Source organism: Exiguobacterium acetylicum, assembly GCF_022170825.1.
Lineage (GTDB): Bacteria > Bacillota > Bacilli > Exiguobacteriales > Exiguobacteriaceae > Exiguobacterium_A > Exiguobacterium_A acetylicum_B.
This window is the reverse complement of sequence record NZ_CP081878.1, coordinates 900,259-920,078: the sequence shown is the minus strand read 5'-3', so window position 1 is coordinate 920,078 and position 19,820 is coordinate 900,259. Positions and strand designations below refer to the sequence as shown.

The 19,820-nt window shown below is 44.1% G+C and carries 15 protein-coding genes and 2 tRNA genes; 6 read left to right on the top strand and 11 right to left on the bottom strand.

The window, feature by feature from the left end; all coding sequences use genetic code 11:
* Positions 1–34: 34 nt before the first annotated feature.
* The 6 genes from K6T22_RS04685 to K6T22_RS04660 form a co-directional block, all read right to left on the bottom strand.
* Positions 35–2,107 carry a peptidoglycan D,D-transpeptidase FtsI family protein gene (locus tag K6T22_RS04685; protein ID WP_238239159.1) on the bottom strand — a complete coding sequence of 691 codons (2,073 nt, stop codon included), beginning with the start codon at positions 2,105–2,107 and terminating at the stop codon, positions 35–37.
* Between the two features lie 135 nt (positions 2,108–2,242).
* Positions 2,243–2,851 (bottom strand): superoxide dismutase, encoded by a 609-nt coding sequence (locus K6T22_RS04680; RefSeq protein ID WP_029341059.1) that lies wholly within the window; start codon positions 2,849–2,851, stop codon positions 2,243–2,245.
* 93 nt (positions 2,852–2,944) lie between these two features.
* Positions 2,945–4,405: an alpha-amylase gene (locus K6T22_RS04675; RefSeq protein WP_238239157.1), complete on the bottom strand. Its 1,461-nt coding sequence runs from the start codon at positions 4,403–4,405 to the stop codon at positions 2,945–2,947.
* Between the two features lie 116 nt (positions 4,406–4,521).
* Positions 4,522–4,595, bottom strand: a tRNA-Ile gene (locus K6T22_RS04670).
* Between the two features lie 11 nt (positions 4,596–4,606).
* A tRNA-Met gene (locus K6T22_RS04665) sits at positions 4,607–4,680 on the bottom strand.
* Positions 4,681–4,807: 127 nt separating this feature from the next.
* A complete protein-coding gene (locus K6T22_RS04660) occupies positions 4,808–6,451 on the bottom strand; it encodes a Na/Pi cotransporter family protein (RefSeq protein ID WP_238239155.1) in 1,644 nt (547 codons plus the stop codon).
* Between the two features lie 207 nt (positions 6,452–6,658).
* Between K6T22_RS04660 and K6T22_RS04655 the strand changes: the two genes are divergently transcribed.
* From K6T22_RS04655 to K6T22_RS04640, 4 genes are all read left to right on the top strand, one after another.
* Complete coding sequence (locus tag K6T22_RS04655) at positions 6,659–7,141, top strand: hypothetical protein (RefSeq protein ID WP_238239154.1); 483 nt, start codon at positions 6,659–6,661, stop codon at positions 7,139–7,141.
* A 170-nt stretch (positions 7,142–7,311) separates the two neighbouring features.
* On the top strand, positions 7,312–8,421 hold the full coding sequence (ispG, locus tag K6T22_RS04650) for a flavodoxin-dependent (E)-4-hydroxy-3-methylbut-2-enyl-diphosphate synthase (protein WP_023467533.1): 1,110 nt from the start codon (positions 7,312–7,314) through the stop codon (positions 8,419–8,421).
* A gap of 98 nt (positions 8,422–8,519) precedes the next feature.
* A complete protein-coding gene (locus K6T22_RS04645; protein ID WP_238239153.1) occupies positions 8,520–9,089 on the top strand; it encodes a hypothetical protein in 570 nt (189 codons plus the stop codon).
* Positions 9,090–9,187: 98 nt separating this feature from the next.
* The gene (locus tag K6T22_RS04640) at positions 9,188–10,267 is read left to right on the top strand and encodes a GGDEF domain-containing protein (RefSeq protein ID WP_238239152.1); all 1,080 of its coding nucleotides are present in this window, start codon (positions 9,188–9,190) and stop codon (positions 10,265–10,267) included.
* A gap of 61 nt (positions 10,268–10,328) precedes the next feature.
* On the opposite strand, the gene K6T22_RS04635 is transcribed toward K6T22_RS04640, so the two are convergent.
* The 5 genes from K6T22_RS04635 to K6T22_RS04615 all read right to left on the bottom strand — a co-directional run bounded on the left by K6T22_RS04635 (position 10,329) and on the right by K6T22_RS04615 (position 15,867).
* A complete protein-coding gene (locus K6T22_RS04635; protein ID WP_238239151.1) occupies positions 10,329–12,158 on the bottom strand; it encodes a bifunctional diguanylate cyclase/phosphodiesterase in 1,830 nt (609 codons plus the stop codon).
* A 146-nt stretch (positions 12,159–12,304) separates the two neighbouring features.
* Positions 12,305–13,735 (bottom strand): NAD(P)H-hydrate dehydratase, encoded by a 1,431-nt coding sequence (locus tag K6T22_RS04630; protein ID WP_238239150.1) that lies wholly within the window; start codon positions 13,733–13,735, stop codon positions 12,305–12,307.
* Positions 13,736–13,830: 95 nt separating this feature from the next.
* Positions 13,831–14,262, bottom strand: a complete 432-nt coding sequence (locus K6T22_RS04625; protein ID WP_238239149.1) for a Fur family transcriptional regulator — start codon at positions 14,260–14,262, stop codon at positions 13,831–13,833.
* A complete protein-coding gene (locus tag K6T22_RS04620; protein ID WP_238239148.1) occupies positions 14,234–15,103 on the bottom strand; it encodes a metal ABC transporter permease in 870 nt (289 codons plus the stop codon). Before K6T22_RS04620 ends, K6T22_RS04625 begins: the two co-directional genes overlap by 29 nt.
* The gene (locus K6T22_RS04615; protein WP_238239147.1) at positions 15,100–15,867 is read right to left on the bottom strand and encodes a metal ABC transporter ATP-binding protein; all 768 of its coding nucleotides are present in this window, start codon (positions 15,865–15,867) and stop codon (positions 15,100–15,102) included. Before K6T22_RS04615 ends, K6T22_RS04620 begins: the two co-directional genes overlap by 4 nt.
* A gap of 215 nt (positions 15,868–16,082) precedes the next feature.
* Between K6T22_RS04615 and K6T22_RS04610 the strand changes: the two genes are divergently transcribed.
* Entirely contained in the window at positions 16,083–17,621 is a 1,539-nt protein-coding gene (locus K6T22_RS04610; RefSeq protein ID WP_238239146.1) for a Ppx/GppA family phosphatase, read from the top strand.
* Positions 17,618–19,771, top strand: coding sequence for an RNA degradosome polyphosphate kinase (locus K6T22_RS04605; protein WP_238239145.1), 2,154 nt, complete (start codon positions 17,618–17,620; stop codon positions 19,769–19,771). The genes K6T22_RS04610 and K6T22_RS04605 overlap by 4 nt, the downstream gene beginning before the upstream one ends.
* Positions 19,772–19,820 lie beyond the last annotated feature (49 nt).

Below are 19,820 nucleotides of genomic sequence, written 5' to 3'. Positions count from 1 at the left end.
CGAGAGTGAGCAATCACTCTCGTTTCTCATCTAGTTAATTTGGCTTAGTTTGCCATGGTACGTCCTTGACGTTGAAATACGCTTTGACAAGGTCATGACCAATTTTCGAGTTGACGGTTTCCTGTTCCATGTAAGGAAGGAACACGGCCCATGCCATCTCTGGATTATCATACGGTGCCCAGCCGACAAGGTTCGAGTTCAATGAACGAACCGGTTGTCCGCTTCCGTCACGTAAAGCGATTCCATCATCACCATAGACACTAACCTGTGCTGTACCCGTTTTTGCAGCAGCATCAATTCCTGTTTGAGCGATGACTTTCGAAGTACCGCGTTCTCCTTTGACAACGCGATGTAATCCTTCCCGGACGTGATCAATATTATCTTGACTCACTTCAATCCGATTCAGATAATTCGTCTTGAAGCTATAATCGACTTGTTTTGTTCCTTTTTCAATCGAATTCGATGCAAGAACTTCTTTTAAGAAGTGCGGCTGAACGCGATAACCACCGTTTGCAAGCGTTGAGATGTACTGCGCAACTTGTAGTGGCGTGAAAGCATCATACTGCCCGATGACTCGGTCCATGAGTAATGTAACACGGTCCGGTGTTCCTTGAACACCTTTCGCTTCGTACGGTAAATCAACACCAGTCGTGACGCCAAGTCCGAACTGACTATAGTAATTCTGCATGATCGCAGCTGCTCCATCGACACTCGCTCCGGCAATGCCGTTACTTGGATATTTCGCCATCCGCATCGCAATATTGAACATGTAGACGTTGGACGATCGCTCAAGTGCTGTTAAATCCGTAATTGGACCCATGTTGACATACGATCCTTTTTTAGTACCGCCAATTGTAATGGGAGCATCGTTGATGACTTCGTTTTGACGAATGACTCCTTCTTCGAGTCCCATCGCAACCGTTGCACCTTTGATCGTCGAGCCGATTTGAAGCGAAGTCAATACGTTGTTGATTGCTACATCCGAGAACTTACCGGTTGCAGGATCCAACTTTTGACCAGACATCGCTAAAATCTCACCTGTCTGCGGATTCATGACGACAGCATATCCTTCTTTTAAATAACGACTGCCCATACCGCGACCCATTTTGATTGCTTGTTGCATGATTTGGTCGACTTGTTTATTGTACTCCGCATCAACAGTTAGAACGAGATCTTTACCAGACTCGCCTTCCTCTCGTTTTGGATCACCGACCGGCTCTCCATTAAACGTTTCATACACATCGTATGCCGGTTTACCACGTAGCAGGTCTTCGTATTGTTGCTCAAGGAATGATGTTCCGACACGGTCATTCAAGCTGTAGCCTTTTGCTTTGAACTCCGCTTGTTGTTCTGCCGGAATCTTCGAGTATTTACCGAAGATATTCCGAAGTGTTCCTTCATACGGATAAGACCGTTCGTAAAACGGTTCAACTGATACACCCTTCAGATCTTCTAAATTCTCGTCGATGATTGCCATCTCTTTTGCAGACGCACCGAGTTTGACGAGTTGTGGATCAAGCGCATAACCGACTTCCATGTTGTGTTTGATTGCAATGACTTCCATCGTTTGATCATCATAATCGATATCCTCTTTTGTGATGGCATCTAAACGAATTTGATCTTGCTCCGGAATCGAGAGCTTACTTTGTGCTTCTGCTGAAGGATACTTCTTTTTGACAGCTGCTTGATAACGACGATCAGACTCTTTCGTGTTCGTCGCGATCCAGAAATCCTTAATATCACGTTCTGTGACTTTCCAATCTTTTTTCGGTAGATCAATGATTGCTGCAAGACGTTGTGCAATCTCAATGCGTTCATCGACTTTCGTCGTTTGTGCTCGACGGTAGACGATGGAGTATTTAGAAATCGTATCAACCAAAAGACGACCATCCCGGTCATAAATCTTTCCGCGTGGCACTTCATATTTTGATGCGATCATTTCTGTTTTTTGAACTTCCCGCGAAATTTTCTCACCATTGACGATTTGCACGACTCCTAAACGGAAAATCAAAATCGCAAACAATAAAAAAACGACGAAGAACATTAAATTCAGACGAAGCGGCAGATGATTACGCCGTCTTCCTCGTACGGTAATTCGTTTAGCCATGGCGTACTCCCCTATCGTTCAAAAGTCATCTTGTTTCATTATATAGAAGGAAACTTTCCATAACAACCTATCCCATCATTTTCCGCATTAAAAAAAGCGTATCGTTCACAATTGAACGATACGCTAGTTTTCACATTACTTCGCGTCAGCGTAAAGCTTCGCTACGTGATCCCAATCAACGACGTTGAAGAACGCATTGATGTAATCAGGACGACGGTTTTGGTAGTTGAGATAGTATGCGTGTTCCCAAACATCAAGACCGAGGATTGGTGTTTTGCCTTCCATGACTGGTGTATCTTGGTTTGGTGTCGAAACGACCGCCAATTTTCCACCGTCAACGATTAACCAAGCCCAACCTGAACCAAAACGAGTTGTTGCTGCTTTTGCGAATGCATCTTTGAATGCATCAAATGATCCGAATGATTCATCGATTGCTGTCGCGAGTTCGCCTGTTGGAGCAGCGCCATCGTTCTTCTTCAACAGTTTCCAGAAGAATGAGTGGTTCCAGTGACCGCCACCGTTGTTACGGACTGCAGTTTGAATGTTTGCTGGGAGAGCATCCAAGTTTTGAAGAAGTTCTTCAAGTGACTTTCCTTCATGTTCTGTACCCTCAAGCGCCGCATTCACGTTCGTGACATACGTGTTGTGGTGTTTCGTGTGGTGAATCTCCATCGTACGAGCATCGATATGTGGCTCAAGCGCATCATAAGCGTAGCCGAGTTCTGGTAATTCAAATTTTGACATGTTCATGTCCCCCTTTGTGCTATTTTCGAAAACTTCAATACCCTTTAAGACTAGCAAAAGAACCTGTGTTGACGCAAGTCAAGACCCTCGGATTTACTCGACTTCTCGTGGAGCAAAAACTGAGACACCACCACCTGGAACTGGGAAGACACCAAATCCTTCATCGTCGATCACGACAGGGTGATCTTGATGGTTCGTATAGTCGAACCATTCTTGGCCTGCCCGTTCTTCACCGACGAACATCCGTTTTTCACACATATCGGCATTCGACAATAAGACCGCACAGCCAGAGTTCTCAATTTCCTCAACTCCACGGCGAACCCAACCGACACAATGTGGATCATCGAGATAATCTTCTTGCTCACCATATGCTTTGTGATAACGTGCATAGAGTAATGCATCGATCATTTCTTTTTTCCCTTCTACCGGATGTGGTCCTTGCACTCCATAATAGTCACCGTAGAAGACACATGGGTAACCGTCTTTACGAAGTAAAATCGATGCATAAGCGTGCTGTTTGAACCAGTCATCTACCCATGATTCGAGTGATTCACCTGGTTGTGAATCATGATTGTCAACAAACGTGACAGCGTTCGTCGGGTGTGATTCAACAAGTGTGTCGGCAAATAATGTCGTTAAGTCAAAGTCTTGTCCCTGATTCGAAGCTTCATGGAACTTATAATGAAGTGGAACATCGAACAAATCGATCGTGTAATCGACGCTATCAAGGAAATGACGGCAATCATCGAGATCTGATTTCCAGAACTCACCGACCATATAGAAATCACCTTCACTTTTTTCAATCATCGATTTTGCGAATTCATGAACGAATTCATAGTTGATGTGTTTAATCGCATCAAGTCGGAACCCTTGGCAGTCGATCGTCTCCTGGAACCAATGACCCCAACGGATCATTTCTTCGCGGACTTCGGGATGATTATAATCGATGTTCGCAAACATCAAATAGTCATAGTTTCCGAACTCATCATCGACCTGATCGTTCCAATCCTTATTTTTACCGGAAATTTTAAAGACACCGGTTTTTTCTTCACGGGCATCAAAATCTGTTCCGTTAAAGAATTCATGTGTCCATACGAAATCCGAGTATTTACCGTTACGACCTGGGAACGTAAACTTTGTCCACGCCTCGATTTCAAACTCTTCTGAAATTTCTTTCGAACGATCTTCCGGATGGACTTCAACGACATTGATCGTCTCGAGTTCATCGGCTGCTGCTTTATGATTCATGACGACGTCCGCGTAAATAGCGATATCATTCTCACGAGCGACTTGAATCGCTTCGACGAGTTCGTCCTTCGTACCGTATTTCGTACGGACCGTTCCTTTTTGATCAAATTCACCTAAATCATAAACGTCATAGATGCCATATCCTGTATCTTCATCCGATTGACCTTTTGACGCCGGTGGAATCCACACGGACGTGATGCCGGCAGCACGTAACTCAGGCGCCCGCTCTTTCAAGCGTTGCCAGTGCTTCCCATCATTCTCTACATGCCACTCAAAAAACTGCATCATCGTATGGTTACGTTCCATCTCTCTTCGCTCTCCCTTAGTTACTATAGTATGAATATTATTACAATATCTTTACTATTCCCCAGAGGAACAAAAATAAACGCTCCCCGTCTGTAAACGAGGAGCGTTCTACTGAATGGACCCTGCAGGGCTCGAACCTGCGACCGGACGGTTATGAGCCGTCAGCTCTAACCAGCTGAGCTAAGGGTCCTTAAGTAATAGTAGCGGCGGAGGGAGTCGAACCCACGACCTCACGGGTATGAACCGTACGCTCTAGCCAGCTGAGCTACACCGCCATGATGTATGTTGCTTACTCTTAATAGATTACGAGATGTGACGAAACTTGTCAATATGCTATTTCAAAAAAATAAACAGCTGATTTCAGTTTTTGAAATCAGCTGTCATAAATAAATCGGATTACGCTTAGTTCGTTAGTGCTGTTCGCTGTTCAAGGACAAGATCCGTGATGTTGACAGCGTGATCGCCAATACGCTCGAGGTTCGAAAGTAAATCGACGAAGATCATCCCTGCTTGTCCCGTACATTCGCCAGCGTTGACGCGAAGGACATGATGTTTACGGAATGAACGCTCGAGTGCATCGAGTTTACCTTCGAGTTCAAGAACTTTTCGAGCCCGCGTGACATCATCTTCTTCCACGGCACGAACGGCACAGTCGACGATTTCTTGCGTTAAGGCATACATGTCATCTAGCTCTTGTTTCGCAGCATCCGTGAACTGAATCCGGTTGACGATTTGGAAGTCAACCAATTCGACGATATTCTCGACGTGGTCTCCAATTCGCTCGAAATCATTGACGGCATGCATGAGTAACGAATGATCGTTTGATTCACGTTCTGACAAATCATGCGCTGCTACTTTGACAAGGTAGTTCGTGACTTCTGTGTTTAAGTGGTTGATCGCATATTCAATCTGCTGTGATTCTGATACATCTTTTTTATCATGCGATTGCGTGTAACGGTGTGCTTTCGCAAGGGCATCTTTCGAGAATTCGCCCATACGCAGAACTTCAAGCTTCGCATGATTTAAAGCAAGTGAAGAAGACTGGTTCAAGATGTTTTGATCCAGATGACGTGGTTTTGAATCAATCGTTGTGTCCGTACCCGGCACGATTTTTTGAACAAGCCATGCGATTTGCGCGATGAACCAGCACTGGATCAATGTGTTAACGACATTGAATGTTCCGTGTGCAAAGGCGATTTGCATTTTCGGGCCTAAATCAAGTGCACCTGTGATCCATGTGATGAAACTTGAGAAAATCGGTAAGGCAATCAAGAACAATATCGTTCCGATGATGTTGAAGATAACGTGTGCTGCTGCTGTTCGCTTAGCTGCAATTGAAGCACCAAGCGCGGCAAGTACTGCCGTAATCGTTGTTCCGATGTTATCACCGAACAAGACAGGTAGCGCTGCTTTGATATCGATCATGCCACCTGAGTACAACTCTTGTAAAATACCGATCGTCGCAGATGACGACTGAACAAGCACTGTAAAGATCGTTCCAACGAAGACACCAAGTAACGGATTATCCGACATTGAGACTGTCAACTCGCGGAACCAGACACTCGATTCAAGTGGAGCCATTCCGTCGCCCATCAATGTTAAACCGTAGAACAGTGCACCGAAGCCAAAGAAAATCTGTCCAATGTACTGAACACGTTCTTTATTGAAGAAGAAGATCAAAAACGCACCAATCGCGATTGCCGGAAGCGCTGCTTCCTTGACGTTAAAGCCGATGATGAAGGCCGTGATCGTCGTACCAATGTTCGCCCCCATGACGACTCCAATCGCCTGTCTTAAATTCATTAGACCCGCACTAACAAGTCCGACGACGATAACGGTCGTACCTGACGACGACTGAATAAGAACGGTAACAACGATACCTGCTAAAATTCCTAGTAGTGGATTCGTCGTATATTTATCGAGGATATAACGTAATCGGTCTCCTGCTGTTTTTTGGAGCCCATCTCCCATATACTTAATACCGAAAAGGAAAATACCGAGTCCACCAATGAAGGTGAAAATCATTTCCTGCAAATCATAGTTCATCTTGCCAGCTCCTTTATTTCATGTGGATTGATGTGTTTGTAAAGTTTATTTTCTCAACTCCCCCATTATGTAAAGGTCCAGTGAACTTGTAAATAGTTTTTCGAACATCCATTTGTTAAGGTTTTATTAATCTGTACTAATACAAAAAAACCTATATTTATCAATGAAAATATCTTTTTATAAATCTGTTATAAAACAATAGAAAGAGTGATATTCTTGTCTTTTTTACGTCAACTAATTAATTACTTACAAACTTCGTTAATTCCAAATCGATCGTTTCTACGTCTTCGATTGGCAGATGTTTCCTTGTATTTCTGTGGATTAGCTTGGATTTCACTTTGGACGACGATCATCGATTCCTTCTTTTTACAAAAAAATATCCCGATTGTTATCTGGTTCATCCTCCATTTCATCTTCGTCGCGATTGCCGCATTACTTTATTTATTATTCATGGCGTATCTGACGAAAGGATTCGTTCGACTGTTGCTTCCGCGTCCGTGGGCATATCGTCAAACGTTTCCTTATACGGTCGCAACGAATCTGTGGACCTTCCCACTTGGTATGCTGCTCTATCAGCTAGGTTATCAACGTTTCGGCGTCGGATTACTCGTAATTGGGCACTTCGTCTATACACTAGTACCGTTGTGGATTGCTCGTTCCTCAAAGCCTCGTCCTTCACACCGAGCTTAATGCATACAAAAATCAGGCGTCCGACGGATTGACGGACGCCTTTCTTTCATTAAACAATTGTAAATGTTCAATTTTCGTTCTTGTTTCTCGATTTTTAGGGAATAGTTCGATATGATAGAAAAGGTAAACATAAACAATATGGCGGTATGCCACAAAAGGAGATTTTCGATATGCCGAAAATGGTCCATCGCTCTAAGACTCGTCCTGTTCGTGTAGGGGACCTTGTCATTGGTGGAAATAATGAAGTCATCATTCAAAGTATGACGACAACTAAAACACACGACGTCGAAGCGACAGTCGCTGAAATCCTACGTCTTGAAGAAGCTGGTTGCCAAATCGTCCGCGTCGCTTGTCCAGAAGAACGTGATGCGCTCGCACTTGCAGAAATCAAAAGCCGAATTAACATTCCGCTTGTCGTAGACATCCACTTCAACTATAAACTCGCGCTTATGGCAATCGAAGCTGGCGTCGATAAAATCCGGATCAACCCAGGTAATATCGGTCGCCGCGAAAAAGTCGAAGCTGTCGTTACAGCAGCAAAAGCGAAAAACATTCCAATTCGAATTGGAGTAAACGCTGGTTCGCTTGAAAAGCATATTCTTGAAAAATACGGCTACCCGACAGCACGTGGTATGGTCGAGAGTGCTTTGCACCATATTAAGATTCTTGAAGATCTTGATTTCCACGATATCATCGTTTCACTTAAAGCTTCTGACGTACAGTTGGCGCTTGAAGCATATCAACTCGCTTCTGAATCGTTCGACTACCCACTTCACGTTGGGATCACAGAATCCGGTCCACTTCGTTCTGGTTCATTGAAATCAGCAGCTGGACTAGGCGCGATCTTGTCACGCGGAATCGGAAACACGGTTCGTGTTTCTCTTTCAGCAGACCCTGTCGAAGAAGTGAAGGTCGCAAAAGAAGTCTTGAAATCATTCGGTCTTGCGGCGAACGCAGCGACATTGATTTCATGTCCGACATGTGGTCGGATCGAAATCGATTTAATGTCGATTGCTGCAGAGATCGAAGATTACATCGAAAACATTCAAGCCAACATCAAAGTTGCGGTTCTTGGATGTGCGGTTAACGGTCCTGGGGAAGCACGTGAAGCCGATATCGGGATTGCTGGAGCACGTAATGAAGGATTGTTGTTCCGCCACGGGGAAATCATCCGTAAAGTACCGGAAGCGACAATGGTCGAAGAATTGAAAAAAGAGATCGATGCCATCGTTCTTGAAAAACAGGCTGAAAAAGAAGCCGAAAAAGCAAATCACGCGTAAAATATAGACTCCTCCTTCGCGGGGAGTCTTTTTTCGTATCTCGATTTCGACTATGTTATACTAAGTGAAGAAAATTCTTAGAACGTGGGTGACTGTAAATGAAAATTGGAATCGACATCGATGGAACAATCACACATCCATCCTCTTGCTTCACTTACATGAATAAACATCTTGGGACGTCGATTGACTTTAATCAGGCGTCTGAATACGAACTGCATACGTATACCGATATGAATCAAATCGAATTTTGGGACTACATGGTGAATTCAGGTCATGAGACAGGTATTTATCGGGAATCAATCCCTCAAGAACACGTCCGCCACCATTTATGGAATTTGCGGAAACAGTATGACCTACACTACGTGACAGCACGATCAGAGCTCGTTCGTCCTGTAACAGAAGAATGGATCAAGCAACACGAACTTCCTCTTGATTCCTTGATCATGACGGGCTCACACGACAAGGTACAAGTCGTCCGCGATCTATCACTTGATCTGTTCATGGAAGATCGCTTAGAGAATGCTGTTCAAATTGCAGAAGACACATCTATTCCTGTTATTTTGTTCGACGCCCCTTATAATCGTAAAGCCTTACCGAATAACGTCATTCGTGTAGCTACGTGGAATGAAGCCGTTCAAGAGATCCATAAATTTGCACCAATTCGTTAAAACAGCCGATTAGGCTGTTTTTTCCATTTCCAATGTTATTGCATGGTCAGATATCGTACAATGGCATTAGATTTAGACTTTAAAGAGGAAAGGGCTTCATGATGCTTGCGACAGTGAATATCTTTTTCATCAATATCTGTATTATCTTTCTTGTTTCTACGTTTACCTTTTATCTACTTCGCGATCGTTTACCGATTCAATCTGACTCAAAATTTTCTACTCGTCTTTATTTCGGACTTTCCAATGGTATAACCGGCATTCTACTTATGCATCATGCCATCGATTTAAATGGAGCATTGATTGACTTACGATTATTACCGCTCGCTTTATCTGCCTTGTTTGGCGGTAATGTTAGTATCACAGTAACCGGACTGATGCTCCTGGTCTATCGATTTTTAATCGATAGTGGGGATTCTCTAAACGCTCTGTTTAGTTCCGTCAGCACACTACTTGGTTTTTTAGTACTTTCTTTTATTTGTCGTCGGTTCATCTCACGACAAGGGTACTTCTTTTCTGCCATCGTCACTGTCGGTTCTTTGCTTGTTCTATGGCGATTGATTATGAGTAACTCTCCTGCGGATGCCTGGGGAACGATTTATATTCCGTATTTCATTTTAACGATTGGTGGAGCCTTTTTGTTTTATCGATTGTCTTCGCTCCTTCAGCAACATTTTGTTCTATACTCCTATCAATCCTATCTTGCTTCGACTGATCAATTGACACGGCTTGCGAATCGACATGTCATCTTAGAAAAAGTCTCGACACTTGAAAAGAATACGGCTTCTTGGGGTGTCATCTTGTTTGACTTGGATCACTTTAAAACGATCAATGATACACATGGTCACGCTGTCGGAGACGCTGTCTTACGCCACTTTTCAATTTTATTGAATGAACATTGCCCGGCACCGGTTACCGTTGGTCGATATGGCGGTGAAGAATTCATCGTCATCGTTCCAGACATCGAACTACATCCTCCTGTCGCCCTAGCCGAGACAATCGTAGCAGCTGTTCAGCAAACACCATTCGTCATGCAAGATCATGCTGTATCCATTACAGTGTCTGCAGGAATTGCGTTTGCTCATCAACAACCTGCTGAAACAGTCTTTAAACAAGTGGATAACGCTTTGTACGAAGCAAAAGCACAAGGTCGAAATCAATATCGACAATACCGATCGTAATGAATACCAAAAAAGCCACTTCTCTTCCGAACACACGTCGGACTGAAGTGGCTTTGCTTTGTTAACGGACCGTTCCTTCATTTGTTTTTTGTAGTAAACATATGATTTCTTCAAGTGGAACCGGTTTAGCAAAGAAATAGCCTTGAAAAAGATGAATGCCGATATCTTTCGCAATACGTACTTCTTCTCCTGTCTCTACGCCCTCCACGATACATTCGACATGCATCGATTGGCTCAATTGAAAAATGGATTCGAGAATAGACTGCCGCTTCTCCGATTCACCAATTTGTTCGATAAATTGTTTCGGAATCTTCAATTGACGTAACGGTAATAAACGTTCGAGAACGTGATAAGATGCATGACCGGTACCAAAATCATCGAGTGATACCGGGAAATCAAGCGTTTTGATTCGTTTCAGCGCCCGATGAATCGACTGGCTCTCAAAATCAAGCGATTGACTCTCGGTGATCTCAATTTTTATCTGTTGTGGTTTTAATGCGTACTTGAGTAACGTTCGTTCGATGAACGGCATGAACGATTCACTCGTCAACTGGCGAGGTGATACGTTTACGGACAATGTAAACTGGTCCGGAACGAGACCCATTAATGCTTTACGCGTTTTACAACTCTCCTCAAAAATCCATTCCCCTAGTCGAATGATCAAATCACTTTTTTCAGCAATCGGGATGAATACAGATGGTCGATCGGCTCCCTCTAGCTCCGTCTTCCATCGAACCAATGCTTCAAGACCAATGAATTGTTCTGATTGGACATCATACTGTAATTGGTAGACCAGATGAAAATCTGTTTCGATATTTGCCTGAGCTAATGATTGAGCTGCTTTGACTCGTAATTCTTGATCCATGCGCCATGCTTGGTCGATACACATCAGTCGCTCGTTTTGTTGCGCTGTTTCTTGTAGCGCAGTCAATAACTGCTGTACCCGGCGCTTCCGATTACTGGTCGCCCCTTCTCCGTTATCGATAACGATGGATATATTGACGTAGACATGATGTCCTTCGATTTCATACGGAACAGAAATTTCTTGGCTTAACTCCTCCATTGCTTCCTTACACGCTACTTCGTCCGGCTTTTCCATGACAATCAATAATGTTCCTGCTTCGATCCGAGCGAAGGCTTGATGAGGAGGTAATTTTTTTTTGAGTCGGTCGATACAAGCACGCAAGACTTGCGACTGCATGTCTTCTCCAAAATACCGTGCTAACTCGTAATAATTTTCTAAATGAATGCCGACAAAAATAAGCTGTTGTTCGGGTTTTGGAAAATCAATTTCATTTAAGCCTTGGCGATTCAAGACGCCGGTTTCTTCATCGCTACGTGCTGTATCATGTAACTGAGTCGCGAGATCGTTCAACCGATTTAAATTCCGGATGTGCAAGTGGTTGATCACAAGAGCGATCGATACACCGATCATGATCATTCCAATCCGACCATAATGGTCGGTCGGATCAATTTCTACCGTCACCGTCTGTACATTCCACATCACATATACACTAGTTGCAATGGTAACAATAATTGCATACCACATCATGATGCGTTGATAAGAGATTAAAGCAATCATTAAAAACAAAAAGCTACTTGCCCAAACGGTAACGGCTGCATACGGTAAAAAGCTAATTGATGTAATGGGAACAACGAGTAGCATTAAGGATAGTAAGTGTGTTTGCAGAATCACTCCCATTTTGCGACGACTGATATAAAAAATCAATAAACCCATGATGACTAAAAATGAAATAATGACCGAACGACTTAAATACGCATTCTTAATTGTCTCTTCCGTCGTTGTATAAATGATCAGGGCACCCACAAACATCATGAACAAGGCAAAGTTGCCAATCCACCATTGTTGTTTTCGAACGATGTCCTCCAAATCCTCTCCCTCCTTTCGATTAGAATTTTCGTATATAGGTTTCGACATCGCTTGATGATACTCCTGTCAAATAGAATGTGTCAATTCTTTCCTAAAAAGAAAAGTCTTCCCTCATGCATGCAACGGAAGACTTTTCTGTCTATATTCTACAACCCTATGCGTCCTAACTCATCAATGACATCTGTCGCAAGCAAGCTACTCGGATGTAAGCGTCGTTCGACTTGTTTCGAGGCCTCTGCATACCACTGTGCTCCATGTGCCAATGTTTCTTCGATCTCCCCTTTTGGGTGTTGGGCAAGAAGACTCGTCAATATACCAAATAACGTATCGCCACTTCCTCCTTTGGCAAGACCACTTGATGCACCAGAGACGACGAACCCTCCACCATCCGGTTTTACGATTAAGATGACATGTGACTTCAAGACGACGGTTACTTGATGCAAGACGGCATAATCTGTTGCTTGACCAAATAGATCATCTTGAATATTCGCTACGCTTTGATTCGTCATTCGGGCAAATTCGCCAATATGCGGTGTGACGATGATCGGCGCGGTCCGTTCAGGATAACTATTTTTTATTAACGCTCCGGCATCTAAAATCACTGGTAGATCACTTTCAAGCAAATAGTCTACCCAGGTCTCAACTGATTCCTGCGACAAACCGGGACCGATCCCAACTGCTGATATAGAAGGTAACATGTCTTGAATCGCTGATAACGTTTGATCAATGACCATCGCTTCCGGCGCCTGAACGATGATTCCCTGTTTCGCAAGTGCCGTCGTTGCCACTTGAAGTTTTCCGACACCTGTTCGTAAGGCTGACCGTGTCGCAAGTTGAATCGATCCTGGCATCGTATCGCTTCCGCCAATCAATAATGCTGTTCCATACGTTCCTTTATGACCATATGGTTCTCGCTTGAACAAAGCGCTCAAATCCGCTCTTGATAAGCGCCACTCACCAAACGTTGGTAATCCGATATCAATCGTTTCTAATTCTCCATAAAAGGGAGCCGTTCGTAATAAAAAAGCAGACCGTTTCGCTGCGTGCAATTGAAACGTCATATCCGATCGAATCGCAATTTCCTTGAATCCTCTTGCATGATCCGTTGGAACACCGCTCGGGACGTCTACTGCATAGACGTGTGCCCCTTGACGTTTTTGTTCCGATACGAATTCACATTGTGTTATAAATGCTTGATTCATGCGCTCTGGATCAAATCCTGTTCCGTACAACGCATCTATAATGACATCATACTGACCGCACGGCTGTTCCGTTACGAGCCCGAATGCTTCTGCATAACGGACATGGATATCTGAAGTATCCGAACGACTCTCTCCAAATGGTGCGCATAGCGTGACATCAAAACCATCACGTAAGAGTTCACGACCTATTACATAACCATCCCCACCGTTATTGCCTGTCCCACATAAAATCAAGATTCGGTCTGTCTTCGTATGACGGTCCTTGATACGAGTTGCGATTTGAGTTCCAGCTCGTTCCATCAGCACTTCAAGTGGTAGTCCAGATGTTCGCGCCCACTCATCAATTTGTCGGGCTTCCAGCGCATCATAAATCATCCTCTCATCACCTCTGTTCGACTATTCCCGTTTTGAAGAGGACTAGTCTTACAAAACGAAAAAAAGAGAACGCCCGAGTGGACGTTCCCAATTATTTAGGACGTCATGCGTTGACAATTCGCACAACGACCATAGATTTCGAATTTATGATCTTCGACTTCAAAGCCAGTCTCTTGGACTGGAGAAATCCATTCCATTGGACAGACATTCAATGTCTCCGTTTTACCACAGATTCGACAAATCAAATGATGATGATGGTGACCTGAAGCACATGCTGCTCGATATTTCATTTCTCCATCTAATTCTGTTACTTCTAATAAATCAATCTCCGAAAAATCGTTCAAGTTTCGGTAAATCGTATCATAACTCAATGAAGGATGAGATGTCCGGAGCGCTTCCGCCACTTCCCGTGCACTGACATAACGATTCACTTCAAACAGATACGATAGCAAATCGAGACGCTTCGGTGTCATTTTAAACCCGGAAGCCTTCATTCGTTCACGCGCTTGTTCGATGTTCGTCTTCATGTGTTTTCCCTCCTATCCAAAAACGTTCCAAAAGCATGACGATGATCAGTTCAAGCACTGCAAGCAAGACGATCATTCCGCCTGGTGCTAAATCAAACTGATAAGCCAGAATGAGCCCAAGTACTGTCGCAATCTCACCGAAGATGATCGCTAAAAAGATCGTCATCTTAAAACTCTTCGCAATTCGAAGTGCTGCCGCAACTGGCAACGTGATTAAACTCGACACAAGCAAAATCCCAACAACCCGCATACTGATCGCGATGACAAGTGCAACGACGATCATAAAGAGAATATGCACTAAGCGAAGGCGAATCCCGGAGACGCGCGCCTGCTCCTCGTCAAATGACAGGAACAACAATTCCTTATAAAAGGCGAAGACGAAGATGACGACGACGACCGTCACGATAAGAATCGTGTAGACATCCGTCAAGGCAACAGCCGAGACCGTTCCGAATAAGAACGAGACAAGGTCCATCGAAAAGCCATTTGCGAGACTAATGAACGTCGCACCGAGTCCCATCCCTGTTGCCATGATGATTGGAATCGCGAGTTCTTGAAAGTGCTTATACTTCGCACGCAACCAATCAATCGTCAGTGCCGCGATGACAGCCGTCACGATTCCTAGATACAGAGGATTCAAATCTGCTAGTTGCGCGACCATCCCAGAGATCAACAGACTGAGCGCAATTCCGGCTAACGTGACGTGTGACAACGCGTCTGCGATTAAGCTCATCCGCCGGACAACGACGAATGAACCAATCAAAGGTGCCGTAAATCCGATCAGAATAGCAGCAACCAAAGCATACTGTAAAAACTTTAACGTCATGAATGCTTCAATCATTGGACACTCTTCCCTTCATGAACGAGAACGCGTCCCGGAACCGGATAGAGTGACCGAATCGTCTGTTCATCTAGTTCCCAGTATTCTTTAATCCCACAGTTACAACCTAAGCGTCCATCGACAAGATGGATCACATCCGTGACGAGTTTACTGACGAAGTGGATATCGTGTGTGACAAGAACGAATGTCCGACGTTTATCCCGACGGAGTTCTTCTAGGATTTCATAAAATTCTTTTACGTATCGCTGATCGACACCAACAGTTGGTTCATCTAAGATCATTAAATCGGGATCATTGACGAGTGCCCGCGCGATGAAGACACGCTGCTGCTGACCACCGGATAGATCACCGACTTTCGAATCCCGCCGTTCCCACATCCCGACCGTTTCAAGGGCAGTCCGAACTTTCTCTCGATCGTCACGAGACAAACGACGAAAGAGTCCTTTTTTCGCGTAAAGTCCCATCTCGACGACTTCTGCGACAGTTACCGGAAAACCCGAGTTGAACGATGCCGCTTTTTGTGAGACATAGCTAATACGCCACCACTCATTGAATTGGGATTGGGGTTGCCCGAATAAACGAATCGTTCCTTTCGGTTGCAATAGACCTAAGATACATTTAATCAGCGTCGATTTCCCAGATCCATTTTCGCCGACGATGGCTAAAAATTGTCCTTGCTGAACTTGAAACGAGACTTGGTTCAACACTCGGCGATCCGGATAATCATAGCTGACTTGATCGATTTCGATGATTGGTGTTTCCATTTATTTTCACTCCTTCCGTTTTCGTAAAACGGAATAATTACGTCTTAATCAACTGTCTTATTATAGCGTCCGCTAATTATCGGTGCAACTCTGACAACTTCCTATCCTCCTATGAAAAAAATCAAGGTACAATAAAGAAAGAAGCTAGCTGTTTTCGGCTTGTTCAGAGAGGGAATTCTTTAAATGCACGCATCGCAGAGAGGAGTCGGAGTCATTTGAAACAAGAACTTGCAGTCATCGATATTGGTTCCAACTCAATTCGATATGTCATCTTCCATCCAATCGCTTCTGGTCGTTACATCGAGAAGATAAATATTAAAGTCGTCGCTCGGTTATCTGCTCATATCAATGAGGATGGAGCACTCGACGATGAAGGTATCACGTTACTCGAAGAAACGTTACATCGATTTTATGAAGTCGGTGTCACCCATGAAGTCGAAGAAACCATCTGTGTTGCGACAGCAGCGATCCGCAATGCGACGAATCGGGAGGCAATCGTTGCTGCTGTTACGGACAACACACCTTTCTCCATTCAAGTTTTAACAGACGAACAAGAAGCATATTATGGCTATTTTGCCATCATCAACTCGACCTTCCTGACAGACGGTTTTTCTGTTGATATCGGTGGTGGTTCCATGGAAGTCACATTGATTGAAAATCGCGAAATGGTTGCCTATCACAGTTTTCCATTTGGCGCTGTCACCTTAACACGGCAATTTGTTTCAGATGAGATACTCAGCGGTAGTGATAAGAAAAAGCTGGTCAAGTTCTTACGTGAACAATTTGAATCGATTCCTTGGTTGAGTGATAAAAAGCTTCCTTTAGTTGGTGTTGGTGGTTCCGCCCGAAACTTCGTCCGGATCCATCAGTCGAATCAGGACTATCCGCTTCGAAGCGTTCACCAATATCAGATCAAAGCGAAAGAACTCACGAAAATGGTCGACGATCTCGAAGGAAAATCGGCGAAACAGCTATCAAAAATTGAAGGGTTATCGAAGGATCGAATTGATATTTTTCTTCCTGCACTCATTGCCATCCAAGAGTTAGCCCATCATATCGAAGCGGAAGAATTCGTTATGAGCAATCTTGGTCTTCGTGAAGGTCTTGTTTATGAATTCGATGTGCAGGATGAAGCCTATCGTCGGATCGAAAACGTGCGTGAGCAAAGCCTCTATCAGCTTGAGAGCGATTATAAGGTCAATCGCGATCGCGCAATGTATATTGGCACGCTTGCGAAGTCGATGTATCGGCAACTTGTTACGTTAGATTTGATTTCAGAACGCGCGTCCGATCTCCGGCTACTCGATTCGGCAAGCCGCTTGTTTTATTGTGGGCAATACATTAATCCAGATACACGATCGGACCAGACGTTCTACCTTTTGACGAATACCGAACTGAACGGTATGACACATAAAGACCGCGTCGCCCTGTCGCTCGTCAGCTCTTATTCTTCAGCAAAACGTATGCAACAACTAGCGAAGCCATTTAAGGATTGGTTTACCGAAAAAACACTGGATCGCTTTGACCTACTGGGCTCTTTACTCAAATTAAGTCATGCGCTCGATGTGACGGAGCGAAAAGCTGTCGATCATCTAGAACTTTTCGTTGAGAAGGATCATCTCCGATTCGTCCTCGATACGGGTGATCATGATTATGGATTTGAAGTCGAAAAGGCTGAAAAACAAAAGAAACATCTAGAGCGAATCATTGATCAGGCGATTACCTTCGAAACGAAAGGAGATCTTCCTTCATGAAGATTGACATACCGGAACATTTTAATAATCGTGAGCTCAGCTGGCTCCAATTCAACAAACGTGTACTGGATGAAGCGTTTGATACACGAAATCCGTTGATGGAGCGCTTTAAGTTTCTCGGGATCTTCAGCTCCAATTTAGACGAATTCTATATGGTTCGAGTCGGCGGTTTAAAGGATGAAGTACTTGCCGGATTCAATAAACCAGAAAACAAACAACAGATGACACCCAAACAACAGTTGCGTGCGATCGCAACAAAAACAAAAGAGTTAGTCGATCGGCAATACGAAGCATTTCAAGCAATCAATCAGACGTTATCAGATGAAGGCATTACATTCTTAAAATACGACGCCCTGACTTCAGAACAGACGACCTATGTAAAATCGTTTTTCCGAGAACAGGTCTTCCCTGTTCTCACACCCGTTGCCGTCGATGCTTATCGTCCGTTCCCGATGCTTTCGTCAAAGTCACTCAACATCGCAACGGTTCTTGAGGCAGAAGATGGGACGAAGCGGAATTTAGCGCTTGTACAAGTTCCGGGTGTGTTGCCACGATTCGTTGATCTACCGGTTGAAGATGACGAAACAACGGCTGTCATCTTGCTTGAAGACGTCATCATCGCATTCATCGATAGTTTATTCAAAGGATACCGTGTCTTATCTGCCATGCCATTTCGGATCACCCGTAATGCCGACCTTCCGTTTCATGAAGAAGGAACGCACGATTTATTGAAGTTGATTGAGAAAGAATTAAAAAAACGACGTTGGGGTGTTGCCATTCGACTCGAAGTCCAAAAAGCGGCGATCAATACCGAACTACTCAACATGCTGCGCGATGTGCTCGATTTACAGGAGCGTGACATTTTTGCTGTTGATGGTCCGATTGATTTGACGTTCTCATTTGCCTTCTACAGTCAAATCGGAACCGAGTATGATCATTTGATTTATCAGACCATCATGCCAGTCGATCCACCGGCACTCGATAGTTCAAAAAATCTGTTCAATCAATTACTAGAACGCGATTACCTGCTCCATCACCCTTATCATACGTTTGATCCAATCGTCCGGTTCATCGTCCAAGCGGCCAATGACCCGAATGTCCTTGCCATCAAACAAACGTTGTACCGTGTCTCCGGTGACTCGCCGATCATCAAAGCATTGAAAACGGCAGCAGAAAATGGCAAGCAAGTCACTGTACTCGTTGAACTTAAAGCACGATTTGATGAGGCGAAAAACATCGAATGGGCAAAACAACTGGAAAAAGTCGGAGCCCATGTCATTTATGGATACAGTGACTTAAAGACGCACTCGAAGATTACGCTCGTCGTCCGACTGCACGAAGGGAAGATTCAACGCTTCGTCCACCTTGGTACCGGTAACTATAATGATTCAACTGCTAAGTTGTATACAGATGTCGGATTATTAACCTCGCGGGAAGAGATTGCCGAAGATGCGACGAACTTCTTTAATTGGTTATCTGGGTACGGAGAACAACCAGAATGGAATGTCATTCAAACTTCTCCCAATGCGATGCTTGAGAAATTCTTATCTTTGATTGATGAAGAGATCCATCATCATAAAAAATACGGAAACGGTCGAATCGTTGCCAAAATGAATAGTTTAACGGAGAAGGACATCATTTTACGTCTTTACAAGGCATCCCGTGCTGGCGTAAAAATTGAGCTGATCGTTCGTGGCGTCTGTTGTCTCCGTCCTGGCATTCCAGATGTTTCAGAGAACATTCGTGTTATCTCAATCGTCGATCGTTATTTGGAGCATTCGCGTATCTTTTACTTCCACCACAACGGACAGGATTTGATGTATGGGTCAAGCGCTGACTGGATGACACGCAATATGCGAAAACGAATCGAAATTTTGTTCCCGATCATGGATGAAGAACATAAGGAGTATTTAAAAGATTGTCTCGCTCTCGCCCTTGCTGATAACGTCAAGTCGCGTGAACAGGCAGCAGACGGCTCCTATCATTACGTAAAGGATGGAAAACAGAGCTGTGAATCACAGTTGCTGATTCAAGACTATACGAGCGGCAAACTAAAACATAAGCCAAGTTTTACAGCACCGTTGACGCAAAAATGGATCACGATCGAAAAGAAGGATGACAAAATCATTCTGGATCAAAATGCTACATGATACGGATGATTTCGTGAATCGACACACCACTTCAAGCGCTTCACAGCAG